The 13,650-nt window shown below is 39.9% G+C and carries 12 protein-coding genes and 1 pseudogene; 11 read left to right on the top strand and 2 right to left on the bottom strand.

The genetic code is table 11. From position 1 onward, the window contains the following. Nucleotides 1–33: 33 nt before the first annotated feature. The 5 genes from ABXZ36_RS04370 to ABXZ36_RS04350 all read left to right on the top strand — a co-directional run bounded on the left by ABXZ36_RS04370 (nucleotide 34) and on the right by ABXZ36_RS04350 (nucleotide 5,911). Entirely contained in the window at nucleotides 34–1,860 is a 1,827-nt protein-coding gene (locus tag ABXZ36_RS04370) for a DUF885 domain-containing protein (protein WP_354614261.1), read from the top strand. 86 nt (nucleotides 1,861–1,946) lie between these two features. After that, complete coding sequence (locus tag ABXZ36_RS04365) at nucleotides 1,947–2,210, top strand: zinc ribbon domain-containing protein (protein ID WP_354614260.1); 264 nt, start codon at nucleotides 1,947–1,949, stop codon at nucleotides 2,208–2,210. A gap of 111 nt (nucleotides 2,211–2,321) precedes the next feature. Then, nucleotides 2,322–2,864, top strand: a complete 543-nt coding sequence (locus ABXZ36_RS04360; RefSeq protein ID WP_354614259.1) for a DUF4287 domain-containing protein — start codon at nucleotides 2,322–2,324, stop codon at nucleotides 2,862–2,864. Nucleotides 2,865–2,982: 118 nt separating this feature from the next. Next, a complete protein-coding gene (locus ABXZ36_RS04355; protein WP_354614258.1) occupies nucleotides 2,983–3,441 on the top strand; it encodes an FKBP-type peptidyl-prolyl cis-trans isomerase in 459 nt (152 codons plus the stop codon). A 292-nt stretch (nucleotides 3,442–3,733) separates the two neighbouring features. Beyond that, on the top strand, nucleotides 3,734–5,911 hold the full coding sequence (locus ABXZ36_RS04350; RefSeq protein WP_354614257.1) for an amino acid permease: 2,178 nt from the start codon (nucleotides 3,734–3,736) through the stop codon (nucleotides 5,909–5,911). A gap of 26 nt (nucleotides 5,912–5,937) precedes the next feature. Here the strand turns inward: ABXZ36_RS04350 and ABXZ36_RS04345 are convergent, their stop codons facing one another. After that, nucleotides 5,938–8,496 (bottom strand): ABC transporter permease, encoded by a 2,559-nt coding sequence (locus ABXZ36_RS04345; protein WP_354614256.1) that lies wholly within the window; start codon nucleotides 8,494–8,496, stop codon nucleotides 5,938–5,940. Then, complete coding sequence (locus tag ABXZ36_RS04340) at nucleotides 8,493–9,179, bottom strand: ABC transporter ATP-binding protein (RefSeq protein ID WP_354614255.1); 687 nt, start codon at nucleotides 9,177–9,179, stop codon at nucleotides 8,493–8,495. Before ABXZ36_RS04340 ends, ABXZ36_RS04345 begins: the two co-directional genes overlap by 4 nt. A 73-nt stretch (nucleotides 9,180–9,252) precedes the next feature. Here ABXZ36_RS04340 and ABXZ36_RS04335 point away from each other — a divergent pair, with 73 nt between their 5' ends. The 6 genes and pseudogenes from ABXZ36_RS04335 (at nucleotide 9,253) to ABXZ36_RS04310 (ending at nucleotide 13,648) form a co-directional block, all read left to right on the top strand. Beyond that, a complete protein-coding gene (locus tag ABXZ36_RS04335) occupies nucleotides 9,253–9,948 on the top strand; it encodes an arylesterase (protein WP_354614254.1) in 696 nt (231 codons plus the stop codon). Nucleotides 9,949–10,330: 382 nt separating this feature from the next. Continuing rightward, nucleotides 10,331–10,801 (top strand): SRPBCC family protein, encoded by a 471-nt coding sequence (locus tag ABXZ36_RS04330; protein WP_354614253.1) that lies wholly within the window; start codon nucleotides 10,331–10,333, stop codon nucleotides 10,799–10,801. Nucleotides 10,802–10,854: 53 nt separating this feature from the next. Beyond that, on the top strand, nucleotides 10,855–11,631 hold the full coding sequence (speB, locus tag ABXZ36_RS04325; RefSeq protein ID WP_354614252.1) for an agmatinase: 777 nt from the start codon (nucleotides 10,855–10,857) through the stop codon (nucleotides 11,629–11,631). A gap of 35 nt (nucleotides 11,632–11,666) precedes the next feature. Continuing rightward, a complete protein-coding gene (locus tag ABXZ36_RS04320; RefSeq protein WP_354614251.1) occupies nucleotides 11,667–12,473 on the top strand; it encodes a hypothetical protein in 807 nt (268 codons plus the stop codon). Between the two features lie 203 nt (nucleotides 12,474–12,676). Further along, nucleotides 12,677–12,901, top strand: a complete 225-nt coding sequence (locus tag ABXZ36_RS04315; RefSeq protein WP_354614250.1) for a hypothetical protein — start codon at nucleotides 12,677–12,679, stop codon at nucleotides 12,899–12,901. 180 nt (nucleotides 12,902–13,081) lie between these two features. After that, nucleotides 13,082–13,648: pseudogene (locus ABXZ36_RS04310) on the top strand (CorA family divalent cation transporter). Nucleotides 13,649–13,650 lie beyond the last annotated feature (2 nt).

Here is a 13,650-nt window from a genome sequence, read left to right as displayed (position 1 = left end):
TTAAGGGTTAAACCAATTTAGCCAAAATAAATCATGAAATTACATTCTATAACTCTACTCCTGTTCTTAACACTATTCACTGCATGCAAAGAACAAAAACCTACTCCTGGTCGAGATGATTCCGCTTCATTGGACAGTCTATTTCAAGATTACTATCAGTTCAAGCAGCGGATTAACCCTATAGAGTCTAGCAAAGGAGGGGAAACCAAATACAATGACCGCATTGCCAATTACATATCAGACCCCTACCAAAAAAACCTGATCGCCACCTACGGTCAATTTTTAGAAGCATCCAAAAAATACGATTCCACTTCGGTCTCTCCAGAACAATGGATGAGTCTCAAAGTATTGCAATGGGACTCTAATATAAAACTTGAGGGTCTCAACAATAAAATGGTAACCATAGCCTCCCCCATCTACGACATGCCTAGTTTTGAATTAATGCCTCTAGGACAAATCTCCTCCCTACAACTCTATGTGGCCCAACTGGCAGCAGGCAAGAGTGTGCAGCCTTTTCATACCGTTAAGGATTATGACAACTGGCTGGAACGCGTAGATGACTACCTTGTATTTTTAGATACCAGCATGGTTAAAATGAAAGAGGGAATGTCCAAAGGCGTTGTATTACCAAAAGTGCTCACAGAAAAGATGATTCCACAATTGGATCCTTTCATTACTGATGCTGTAGAAGACCATTTGTTCTTTACTCCTATCACCACAATGCCAGAAGAATTTTCCAAAGAGGACCGTGATCGTCTCACATTAGCATACAGCGGTATGATCTCCGATAAACTAAAACCTAAATACAAAACCTTACAGCAATTCCTGATCCAAGAATACCTGCCCGGTTGCAGGGAGTCTTCAGGGTTAGGTGCCTTGCCCAACGGACCGGAGACCTACAACTATCTCATAAAATATCATACCACTACCAATATGACGGTAGATGAGATTCATGAATTGGGAAAAAGCGAGGTCACCCGCATCCTCATTGAAATGGAAAATGCAAAAAACAAAATCGGCTTTAAAGGGGATATCAAAGTCTTTTTTGAACATATCAGAACTAGCAAAGATCAGATGCCTTTTACAGAACCAAGTCAGGTGATTGATAATTTCAACAGCATAAAAGACAGGATAGTCCTAAAACTAAAAGAAGTTTTTGATATAAGTCCGAAAGCTGATTTTGAAGTAAGACGTACTGAAGCATTCCGAGAAGCTTCGGCAAGTGCGGAATATGTACCGGGTACCAAAGACGCTTCTAGGGCGGGTATTTTTTACGTACCCATTCCTGATGTAGCCACTTATAACAAATATGCCAATGAAGCCCTCTTTCTACACGAGGCCATCCCCGGACACCACTACCAACTATCACTACAACAAGAAAATAAAAATCTACCTGAATTCCTCCATCCAGAAAGTATGGGGGTATTTGTGGAAGGATGGGCCCTTTATGCTGAATCCTTGGGAAAAGAATTGGGGCTTTACGAAGATCCTATCCAATACTTTGGGATGCTGAGCATGGAGATGCACCGGGCTATACGACTTGTAGTAGATACCGGAATTCATGGAAAAGGATGGACCAGGGAACAGGCCATTCAATATTCCTTGGAGAACGAAGCAGAATCAGAAGACGCTATAATTTCTGAGATAGAACGTTATATGGCCACTCCGGGGCAGGCCCTATCCTACAAAATAGGCCAATTAAAGATCAGAGAAATGAGGACAAGAGCCGAATCTGCCCTTGGAGAAGGGTTCAACATTCAAGAATTCCATAATCAGGTATTGAATTCCGGCAGCCTCCCGTTAGTACTATTAGAAGAAAAGATTGAAGCATGGATTAAAAATGGGGGCAAGAAAAGCTGACTATATTTTGATTTGCACGGACCCTAGGCATTGTAAATGAAGGAGAAATCCCTTAACTTAAGGTGTTTTTCTAAATCCCTGTAGTTATGAAAACATATAAAAATTGCCAAAGTCGTGGCATGCCCATGCGCAAAGACCTGAAAAAAGGGGGGTCCAATTTGGATGGTACCCGTAGCCTATTATACTGCAGTTATTGTTACCAAGATGGGGCTTTTACCCAACCTGATTTCACCGTGGATGACATGAAAAAATTCTGCGTTAAGAAAATGAAGGAAATGGGTTTTCCAGGGATGGTAGCTCGCCTATTTGCCGCTGGTCTTCCTAGATTAGAAAGGTGGAAGAATGATTGAGAACTAAATAATGTCGAAAATTTTGACCAACCACACTGGCAAATTTTAAAGTTATATTAACGAAGAAAAAATACAACAGTATGTATTTACCACGTACATAAAATTAAAACTATGGACAAAGCACTTCAGACAATGATTGACAATATGCCCGAAAAAACTGGTAAATCACTTCAGGAATGGAAAAACATTTTAAAGTCCAAGAGCTTTGCTAAACACTCTGAAGCTATGCAATTTCTAAAAAAAGAAAATGGGGTAACACATGGTTTTGCCAACACTATCGTAATCCTTTCCAAAGATGAAGTAGAGGCCCCAGAGGATCTTGTTACCAATCAATATAAGGGCAAGGAACAGCTGCTTCTCATTTACAAAAAGCTCATCGCCACCATTAAAAAATTTGGCCCTGATGTAGTCATCAGCCCTAAAAAAGGAACCGTTAGTCTTATAAGAAAAAAACAATTTGCATTGATCAAACCGGCCACCAAAACCAGAATAGATCTTGGATTAAAACTAGTGGGCAAAGAAGAAACCGCACGCTTGGAGAACTCCGGTCCTTTTGGTACTATGTGTACCCATAGAGTGCAAATCACAACTATTGATGAAGTGGACCAACAACTTAAAAATTGGCTAAATGAAGCGTATGAAAATGCTACCTAGAGTTCTTTATTACTTTATCAACAAAATGAATAAGTCAATTCAAATCTAAAGTTTATTAAGGATTATTTGGAGCTAAGTATTTTGCTATATTTGTGGCTTAAAAAAATAGCAGTTTCCTATGAAATATTACTTGTTAGCTTTGGTCTTTACCGTCTTAATATCTTGTGAATCTGATAAGAAAACGGAAGACATAGATTATGTGACTAAAAACGAACAGGAAATTACTGCTTATATAGCCGAAAACAATTTAGAGGCCAAAAAAAGCGATTCAGGATTATATTATGTCATCAATGAAGCCGGAACAGGGGCACAACCTATAGCAACATCTAACGTAACCGTTGCCTATAAGGGCTACTACATCAATGGAAATGTCTTTGATGAAAGTGATGCAGAAGGTATTTCCTTTGGCCTGAACCAAGTAATAAAAGGATGGACAGAGGGCATTCCCTATTTTAAAGAAGGTGGCAATGGCATCCTTTTGGTACCTGCGGATTTGGGGTATGGAAATAATGATTACCGTGGTATTCCGGGTGGTTCTGTACTCATTTTTGATGTGAGGCTAATCTCGGTCAATTAAACCGTTTTACTATCTATATCTGGGTTTCCATTTTTAAAGAAATCTCCCCATATTCTTTATTATAGCCATTATCCTAAATGGCCGTATAACGCACATTAAAAAAATTACTTAACTTTAAGAGAAGTAATCTATCGGACTTGTTTTAGTTGGAGCATACACCCATGTATCTTCTTCTTCCTTCCCCCAAAGACCAGATCCGAAACCCATCAGGGAATCTGAATGGAGTATTATAGCTGCCATTTCAGAAACTCAGAACAGTTGACTTTATTTTTTAAGCGATATATAACCAACAATGACCAAAAAGACCTTCGGAACCTTTGCGGGAGTATTTACCCCCACAACCCTTACCATTCTTGGGGTCATCATGTATATCCGTCAGCCTTGGGTGGTAGGTAATGCGGGTGTGGTAGGTGCCCTTGGCATAGTGTTATTGGCAGTAGCAATCACCTTGACCACCGCCCTTAGCCTTTCTTCCATTACTACCAATGTTCGAATTGGAAGTGGTGGTGCCTTTAGTCTTATCTCACAATCATTAGGTCTAGAAATTGGCGGAGCCATTGGCATCCCGTTTTATTTTGCTCAATCTATTGCCGTGGCCATGTATATCTTTGGTTTTCGAGAAGGGATACAGACAATTATACCAGACGTGAACCCTATCATCTTGGATATGCTCATTTTTGCTCTGGTCATGGGGACTGCTTTTATCAGCACTAGTTTTGCCTTTAAAATACAATATGTCATATTAGGGATCATAATACTTTCCCTGATCTCTATATACGGTTCCCTCTTTGTCAGGGAGCTTAATTTTAATTTCGAATGGTTTGGTACCTACCCTGGATCTGTAGAAAATAATTTTGGCGGTTCCTCTTTTTGGATTGTCTTTGCCGTATTTTTCCCTGCTGTAACCGGGGTAATGGCTGGTGCCAATATGTCCGGTGATCTCACAAATCCACGAAAAAGCATCCCCTACGGTACCATATCCTCGGTGATCCTTACCACCATAATTTATATCAGTTTAATTTTCGTTGCCTCTATGATCGCCACACCGGAAGAATTGGCAAAAAACTATAATGTGTTTATAGACAAGGCCCTTTTTGGACCTATCGTCCTTGCCGGTCTTTTGGGCGCAACCCTTTCATCAGCTCTGGGGTCCTTTGTGGGAGCCCCGAGAATATTATTGGCCTTGGGCGAAAAAAATATCTTGCCAAAAAGCAAACAATTGGCGAAACTTTCAAAAAAAGGGGAACCGGTAACTGCTATGTTGGTAACCGCTTTTATAGTCTTGTTCGGAATCTCCTTACGAAATTTGAATACCATAGCGCCCTTGCTCACCATGTTTTTTATGATCACCTATGCCATGGTAAACGTAGTCGCCTTGGTAGAGCAGACCTTGGGGTTGCCCAGTTATAGGCCCACCTTAAAAATACCATTGATCATCCCGGCCGTAGGGGCTTTTGGATCCATTGCCATCATGTTTATTCTAAACGTACTGGTAGCCCTCTTTTCCTTGATCTTTATCGTGATCTTTTACCTGTATTTGGTACGGATGAACATAAAATCTGCCGCAGGGGATTCAAGAAGTGGTCTCTTTACGGCCTTGGCCGAATGGGCTACCAAAAAGACAAATGCACTGAGACCTCAGCGTGAGGTAAGATCATGGCGACCCGACCTCCTTATCCCCATGACCACCACCAAAGAGCTCAGAAGTTCCTATAAGCTTATCCATTCTATTATTTATCCCAAGGGCTCCATTAAAATATTGGCCCTTAAGAATGAGAATGATGTGGAACAAAGAAACATTGAGAGCTTCCTAAGAAATGCGATCCAAAAATTTAAGGAAAGTGAAGTGTCTGCCTCCTATACCGTTATTGATAATACGGATTTCAATACCACTATCAATGTGAGCATGCAATCATTGAACGCCGCCTTTTTTAAACCCAATATTGTATTTGTAAGTGTAGATACCTTGGGGACCAATTTTTCCTATTACGACCGACTCTTATTAGATGCAAAAAGGAATAGTTTTGGGACTATTATTTATATACCTTTTTCTACCGCCAGCCTAGCCATTGAAAAGAGTATTAATTTATGGATGACCCATATCCCCATTGATTGGAAAGAAACCTTTAGTGTCAAAAACAATAACCTATCTACCTTGATAGCCCTTTTGATCTGTAGAAACTGGGAAGGAGCCATTGAGGTGAACATTTTAAACAACAATCCCAATATGACCATCACATCCATGGATATGGAAGACTTAAGGACCATGGTACGTTTTCCCAAACGCACCAATATTTCAGTTAAACAAGGAGATCTTTTGGAAAACGTAAAGAAAGAGCGAAATACAGACGTGAACGTCTTTAGTATTGAAAACGGAATGACCATTGAAGCCATGGTGAACATAGTCAATGAATCACGCATCTCTGCCATCTTCTGTGCAGATTCAGAATTTGAGAATGTTCTGGTCTAATAAATACCTCGTATCTGCAATCTCTTTTAACGTCCCTCCTTTCGCAATACTTCTAAAGGTGGACTCTTAATAACGCTACGGCTATTTAACAATCCTATGGACAATACTAAAAGGGTAATGCCAGGAAACAGGACCAAAAATGGAAACAAAGAAGGAATAAACGAGGTTTTGAACACCAACAATGCCAATAATTGGCTCCCAATCAAGGATAAAAGTATTCCCGATAGACTACCTAAGACTCCTAAATAGGCATATTCCAAAGCAGTGATCTTTAAAATCTGATTACCCCTTGCCCCTATAGTACGCAAAAGCACACTCTCTTTTATACGTTGATATTTACTGGTACGTACAGCCCCTAAAAGCACAATAACCCCTGTGAGAATACTGAAAAATGCCATAAAATTAATGATCCAAGAAATTTTCTCCAAAAGCCCTTCTATCACAGAAAGTACCTGTCTTAGGTCCAAGATGGAAACGTTGGGGAATTGTTTTACCAATTCCTTTTGTAAGAGGGCTGATTTTTTTTCATTCGGCACTTTAGTGGTCAGCACCCGGAATTGGGGTGCTTCTTCCAAAACCCCTTTGGGGAAAACAATGGAAAAGTTCAACTGCATCCTACTCCAATCTACCGTCCTAATACTACCAATAACCGTGTTCAAAAGAACACCTTGTACATTGAATGTAAGTTCATCCCCAACCACTACTTTGGCATCTTCCGAAAAATTATCACTCACAGATATGGGAACCAGGTTCCTAGAAGTAACCATCCTGGTCCATTCCCCAGCTTCCATAGTTTCCGATGCAATAAGGGAATCCCTATAAGTGACCCTGAACTCGTGGTTCAATACCCATTGGTTGATGTTGGAGGTAGTATCCTTTCGTATATCATTAGCCATGACACCCTTAATACTTTCCACCCTCATAGTGATGATGGGAATATCATCCAAAACGGGCAAATCGCTTTTTTTAATGATATTTGCCACAGCAAGCTCCTGTCCTGCCTGTACATCCAACAAGATCATATTAGGACTATTGGCATTGGATTCTATAGAAGCTTGATCCAAGAGTATGTCCTTGGTAAAATACAAGGTGCTGATCAAAAAAGTACCCACTCCAATAGCTAATACTAATGTCAAGGTTTGGTTCTGTGGCCTAAAAAGATTCAGTAAACTTTGCCGAGCTATAAAGCCCCAAGAGCTGGGGAAATATTTTTTTATACCTTTCATAAATAGATTGGCAACACCCCCTAAAATAGAAAAGGTTACTAAGATGGATCCCACAAAGGCCAAGGAATAGCGCCAATCTTTCAACAGCCATAGTGCAAAGAGAAAAACGAACAAAGTAATAGCCAAGGATACTAATAACAAGGCCTTTCTCGATTTTTTAACTCCCGCTACCCCAACTCGCAATGTTTGTAGAGGGGATACGTATAAAGTACCTATCAAGGGATATAGTGCAAAAAGCACGGACATAAGCACGCCCAATGACAATCCCATAAAAATGGCCTGGGCTGAAAATGTGATCTGGATCTCTATTGGAATTAATCCTTGAAGCAGAAACGGAAATAACTGTTGTAACAAAAGTCCACCTGCGGTTCCAATAATGCCACCAAAAAGTCCCATTATGGCAATCTGGATCAAATAAATTACAAAGGTCTGTTTGCGAGAGGCCCCTAAACACTTAAGGATAGCGACCGCTCTAAGTTTTTCCTTGATATAAATATTAATGGCACTAGCAATGCCCACACAGCCCAACAAGAGTGATATAAAAGCAACAAGATTTAGGAACTTACCAAAATTATCGTACCTACGGCCTAGGCGTTCACTGGTAGAGGTATGCGTATCCAGATCGGCATCCTCGGCATCCAATTTCGGATCTAAGATTTTGTCCAACTGTTCCATATCCGCCCCTTTTTTGGCCACGAAATAATATTGATAATCTACCCTACTTCCCTGTTGTATTAAACCAGTTTCGTCAATAAACTTGTATGGGATCAATATGGGAGGGGCCACGGAACTAAAGATGGCCGTACTCCCAGGAACAGATTTTAGTGCCCCGGCAATAGGCAAGGTAACAGTACCCACCTTTATACTATCTCCAGGCTGTATGCCTAATTGAAGCATTAAGGTAGCATCTACCAAAGCGGCACCCTTTTCTTGATATACTTTAGCAGCATTAACAGGCGTAGTTTCTAATTCCCCGTAAAAAGGGAAACCACCCTCGATACCCCTTACCTGCACCAATTTTGCGGCATCAGTCTTAGGAAAGGCAGCCATAGAGGCAAAATTGATCTCCCGGGCATTGGCCCCACCTAAGGAATCCATAATCTGCATCACCCGTTCGTTGGGCGGTTTTCCACTGTCAATAATATAATCGGCACCCATAAGCGCCTTGGATTGCAACTGAATGTTGTCTTTGAGGTTTTCGCCAAAGGATTGTATGGATACCACTGCAGCTATCCCTAAAATGATGGACGCCATAAAGAGGACCAACTTGCTTCCACTTGTCCTACCATCTCGCCATGCCATTTTTAACAACCACGAGAATCCAGCCTTAGAATAAGGTGTAGTGTTTTTATCGATCATCCTGCAACTTTTTCATCTTCCATAATCCTACCTCCTTTTAAACGCAAGATACGTTGTGTCTTTTGTGCCAATTCCAAATCATGGGTGACAATGACCAAGGTAGTCCCCAACTCTTTGTTTAGTTCAAAAAGTAGCTCTACCACTTTTTCTCCAGTTTCGGCGTCTAAATTACCAGTGGGCTCATCTGCGAATAAAATAGAAGGGTTATTACAAAAAGCCCTAGCCAAGGCAACCCGTTGCTGCTCTCCTCCAGAAAGCTGTGAAGGATAATGGTTGATACGGTCCGATAATCCTACCTTACCCAAAAGTTCTACTGCTCTCTTGATGGCATTCTTATCCCCTCTAAGTTCCAAGGGTACTGCCACATTTTCTAGGGCGGTTAGCGTAGGCAATAATTGAAAGTCCTGAAAAATGAAACCTACATGCTGGTTTCTCAACTGTGCCCTTTCATCTTCATTGAGAGTTCCCATATCCGTACCACATAAAGCGATGGAACCCGTATCTGCTTGATCCAACCCTGCACATAGCCCCAAAAGGGTAGTCTTCCCACTTCCTGATGGTCCAACAATGGAGAATGTTTCTCCCTCTTCAATATCAAAACTAATATCATGAAGCACCGTTAATTCCTTGGACCCACTGGAATAGGTTTTCCCTAGGTTATGTATGTTTAATATCTTTGTCATTTACTTACTTTTATAGTCATTTTCCGAAAGGAAGCAAAATAAAGAAATGATTTTGATTAAAATCTATAAGCCTATGAGAACGCTGTTAACCTTTTGTTATTTTTTAATACTGCTATTTACCTTTTCCTGTGGAGAAAGTGCGTCTAAAAAGGAATCCAAGCAGGTAACTACGGAAATCCAACAGGAAAATAACAGTGACTCAGCGGCCTCTGAAAAGGTAATCCTGTTTTTTGGTAACAGTCTTACTGCCGGAATGGGCCTAGATCCCAACGAGGCTTTCCCTGCCGTAATCCAACAAAGGTTAGATTCTCTAAATTTATTCTATACTGCGGTAAATGCCGGCCTTAGCGGAGAAACTACGGCGGCAGGAAAAAATAGAATCAATTGGGTACTCAACCAAAAAGTAGATGTATTTGTCTTGGAATTGGGTGCCAATGACGGACTACGCGGCATTCCCCTAGAAGAAACACGCAACAATCTACAAGCCATCATTGATACGGTCCGATCTAAAAACCCCGAAACAAAGATTGTCTTAGCAGGGATGCAGATTCCTCCAAATATGGGACTGGAATATACTTCTGAATTTAGAAAAATATTTCCAGAGCTAGCAGCAAAGAACAAGGCAGCTCTCATTCCTTTTTTACTAGAAGACGTAGCCGGGATACCATCCTTGAACCAAGCGGATGGTATCCATCCCACCGTAGAAGGTCAAAAAATAGTGGCCTATCAAAACGTTTGGCCCGTTTTAAAACCATTATTGATGAATTAATAAACTAGGAAAAAGAGTGGAGGATTTGAAGAGATTCTTGAAGGCCGCTCCCTGAATATCAAAGAAATGGCAAGGGCAAAAAGGTGGCTTATTTTAAGGTGATTCCCACTAAAAAGCATATTACGCCAGGATTCAACTATAGGGAAGAACTCCCTAATCCCTAGGCAATTTTAGAAGGAAGTGGAAAATTTTACCGACATTTCAAGGTAAAGTCCATAGGAGACTTAAACTATCCTGATCTAATCACCCTTTTAAAATTTTCCATAACCTATAAGGTTCCAACGCTTAATTCTTATTACATGTTATTTTTGATAATAGGTCTTATACCGGTGCCAATTACCTACTTTTAATACTATTAAAGAAATAAACAAGGATTAAAATAATGACCGATACCAACAACTATGCATACGCCGCCATGATGATTAGAAAACCTGTGGAACAGGTTTTTATGGCCTTTACCAATCCAGAAATCACCACAAAATTCTGGTTTACAAAAAGCTCGGGGATTTTAGAAAAAGGAAGGACTGTAGATTGGACTTGGGAGATGCACAACCATAGCGTTCCAGTACACGTGCTAAAAATGGTCACCAATGAATTGCTGATTATAGAATGGGGGGAGGAAGATAATAAGCAACTCGTGGAATGGGAGTTTAAAGCCTTGGACGATTATAGAACTTTTGTTTCCATTACCAATACTGGCTTTAAAGGCTCTACAGAAGACATATTATCAGGAGTAAGGGATTCTACAGGTGGTTTTTCTTGGGTATTGGCCGGTCTTAAAGCCTATTTGGAACACGGAATTGAATTAAATCTCGTTGCCGATAGGTATCCCAAAGAATTGGGTAACTCTTAAAATTAAAAAATAGTTCTCTTTTTAAACACAAAACAAACAATACCCCTACCACTATGTCCAATATCATTATCCAAGGCATTAAGTACGATGACAAATCGTCCTATCAAAAAGGCCCAGCACTTGCACCTCAACTGATTAGGGAAGCCCTTCATTCTGGAAGTATGAATTATTTTGCAGAGGATGGAACTACCATTGAAACCGGCCAAATTATGGATAAGGGTGATTTTGAAATTGCTGCTTATTTTGATATTGAAGAGATCACCAAGACCCATTTAAATGAACATTCAAAAATACTGACTCTTGGAGGCGACCATTCTATCACCTTCCCTATTGTAAAGGCCCTTCATGAGAAATACCCTGTTCTAGATATTCTACATATAGATGCACATGCCGATCTATATGACCATTATGAAGGTGATCCCTATTCCCACGCCTGCCCCTTTGCGAGAATCATGGAAAACGGATTTGCCGTACGATTGGTACAAGTTGGTATCCGCACCTTAAATACCCATCAAGCGAAACAGGCCAAGAAGTTTGGAGTAGAAATACATCCAATGAACAACTTGGAGTTATCCAGCATCCAGAAATTCAAAAATCCACTTTACATTTCTTTGGACATAGATGGTTTTGATCCAGCTTTTGCCCCAGGAGTATCCCATCATGAACCGGGCGGACTGTCCTCTAGACAGGTAATTGATCTCATTCAGAACATTGATGCAGAAGTAGTTGGAGCCGATATCGTGGAGTACAATCCCAACCGTGATTTTCAGAAAATGACTGCTTTTCTAGCAGCAAAAATGATGAAGGAAATCTTGGCAAAGATGCTATAGAACCATTCAATAACAATTATCCCACCTATATTTTAATGAAAACCATTTTATACGTAACCGATTTTTATTACGAGGCCAAAGGCAGAAAATACTATGAAGAAGACCTCTTTATTACCTCCCATCTAAAAGAACATTTTAATATCCTTATTGGACATCCCCATCAGGTGCTAAACTATTTGGATATGGCCGATATGCTTGTATTTAGAAATACCGGATCCGTAATCGGCTATCAGGAATATTTCAATCGGTTTGTCACTATCGCTAAAGAAAAGAACATCCTTACCTTCAATTCTTTTGACGGCAAAGCCGATATAAAGGGAAAACAATACTTATTGGACTTAATGGACCTGGATTATCCAGTAATTCCCACAATTGATACCTTGGAGGATTTGAATAAACTTGGTGATCCTTCAACCTTTGTTCTAAAACTAAAAAATGGGGCAGACTCCATTGGAATGGAATTTCTGACCATGGAAGAAGTGCAAAAAATAGATGTAAAAGGTAGGCTTATTCAGCCTTATCTCGATTTTGAATACGAGGTTTCCTTTTATTACCTCAATAATAGTTTTCAATATGCCCTGTACGCGCCAAACAAGGATAAGAGATGGGATCTTATAGCGTATGAGGCTACTAAAGATGACTTGGTCTTTGCAGAAAAATTTGTTCATTGGAACGAAATGGAAAGAGGGATTGTGCGCATAGATGCTTGCAGGCTTAAGAACAATTCTTTGCTATTGGTAGAAGTAGAAGACTTAAATCCGTTTTTATCCCTTGATGCCCTTAGCGAACCAAAAAGAAATACTTTCTTAGAAAATTTTATTACTGTCCTGAAAAAACTATAAATAGTCAATTACTAAGTTCAACCTGAACTCACTCCTATCCTCCTAAAATTCTAAAAAAAATAGTGCCTTAACGTTTATCACTAGCCAAACTAAAGATTTGAGCACATGGCGAGACTTGTTAAGAAAAAAAAAGAAGAAATAGGCTTGGCTCCGGATTCCCTTTACTTTAGGGGTAAAAAAAAGCAGACAAGATATACTTACGGTTGATTTATTTTGACGCTAACAACTTGGAAGAAAGCGCTATCCAGACCGTTAAAGAGGTTTTAGATTATCAAGAAAAACCTACCGTAACCTGGTTCAATATAGATGGACTACACAATGTGTTAATCATGGAAGAGATTTCCAAAGGGTTCAATATAGACCGTCTTATCCTTGCCGATGTTATGGATACCCAGGCAAGGCCCAAAGTGCATGAATATGCCAACTGAATCTATCTTTCCATCAAAATGCTACAACAGGATGAAGAGACCCAAGAGATCATGGTAGAAAATTTGAGCCTTATCCTAACAGAAAAGGTCCTCATTTCATTTCAATAAAAAAAAGAGGATGTTTTTGAACCTGTAAGGGAACGAATAAGAAACAATAAAAGGAGGATTCGTAATTCTGGTGTGGATTATCTCGCCTTTGCCCTTTTAGATATTGTAGTGGATAATTACATCTATATAATTAGTGTCTTGGGCGACAAAATTGAAGGCTTGGAGGAAAAACTACTCCAAGACCCCAATCAGAGTGTAATAGATGAGATCAATGCCTATAAGCGGGAACTGAATTTCTTGCGAAAAAACATTAACCCTTCCAGAGAAATGATCTTGGCTCTTTCCTAAATGGAATCCGAATTTATTGAGGAGACCACCTATGTGCATTACTAAGAATTACTTGCCAATGCCAACCAAGCATCGGAATCCTCGGATAGTTATAGAGAAATATTGTCCGATCAATTGAATATATACCATACGATGATTAGTAGTAAGTTGAACGATATCATGAAATTCCTAACCGTTTTCTCTGTCATCTTTATACCCTTAACCTTTATTGCCGGTATCTATCGGACCAATTTTGAAGTACTCCCAGAGCTACAGTATCAATATGGTTATTTTATTATGTGGGGGGGGGGGGGTATGATTGCAGTGGTTATAGGGATGTTGATTTACTTTAGAAGAAAAAAATGGCTTTAAAT

This window comes from Sediminicola arcticus (genome assembly GCF_040566695.1).
GTDB classification, from domain to species: domain Bacteria; phylum Bacteroidota; class Bacteroidia; order Flavobacteriales; family Flavobacteriaceae; genus Sediminicola; species Sediminicola arcticus.
The sequence above is the reverse complement of the archived record's forward strand: the minus strand, read 5'-3'. Positions and strand labels throughout refer to the sequence as shown.

Bases quoted from the DNA above. Each gene is read 5' to 3' on its own strand.
- speB (WP_354614252.1), top strand. From the start codon at position 10,855: ATGTCCAATATCATTATCCAAGGCATTAAGTACGATGACAAATCGTCC.
- ABXZ36_RS04355 (WP_354614258.1), top strand. From the start codon at position 2,983: ATGAAATATTACTTGTTAGCTTTGGTCTTTACCGTCTTAATATCTTGT.
- ABXZ36_RS04365 (WP_354614260.1), top strand. From the start codon at position 1,947: ATGAAAACATATAAAAATTGCCAAAGTCGTGGCATGCCCATGCGCAAA.
- ABXZ36_RS04330 (WP_354614253.1), top strand. From the start codon at position 10,331: ATGACCGATACCAACAACTATGCATACGCCGCCATGATGATTAGAAAA.
- ABXZ36_RS04370 (WP_354614261.1), top strand. From the start codon at position 34: ATGAAATTACATTCTATAACTCTACTCCTGTTCTTAACACTATTCACT.
- ABXZ36_RS04360 (WP_354614259.1), top strand. From the start codon at position 2,322: ATGGACAAAGCACTTCAGACAATGATTGACAATATGCCCGAAAAAACT.
- ABXZ36_RS04345 (WP_354614256.1), bottom strand. From the start codon at position 8,496: ATGATCGATAAAAACACTACACCTTATTCTAAGGCTGGATTCTCGTGG.
- ABXZ36_RS04335 (WP_354614254.1), top strand. From the start codon at position 9,253: ATGAGAACGCTGTTAACCTTTTGTTATTTTTTAATACTGCTATTTACC.
- ABXZ36_RS04350 (WP_354614257.1), top strand. From the start codon at position 3,734: ATGACCAAAAAGACCTTCGGAACCTTTGCGGGAGTATTTACCCCCACA.
- ABXZ36_RS04340 (WP_354614255.1), bottom strand. From the start codon at position 9,179: ATGACAAAGATATTAAACATACATAACCTAGGGAAAACCTATTCCAGT.
- ABXZ36_RS04320 (WP_354614251.1), top strand. From the start codon at position 11,667: ATGAAAACCATTTTATACGTAACCGATTTTTATTACGAGGCCAAAGGC.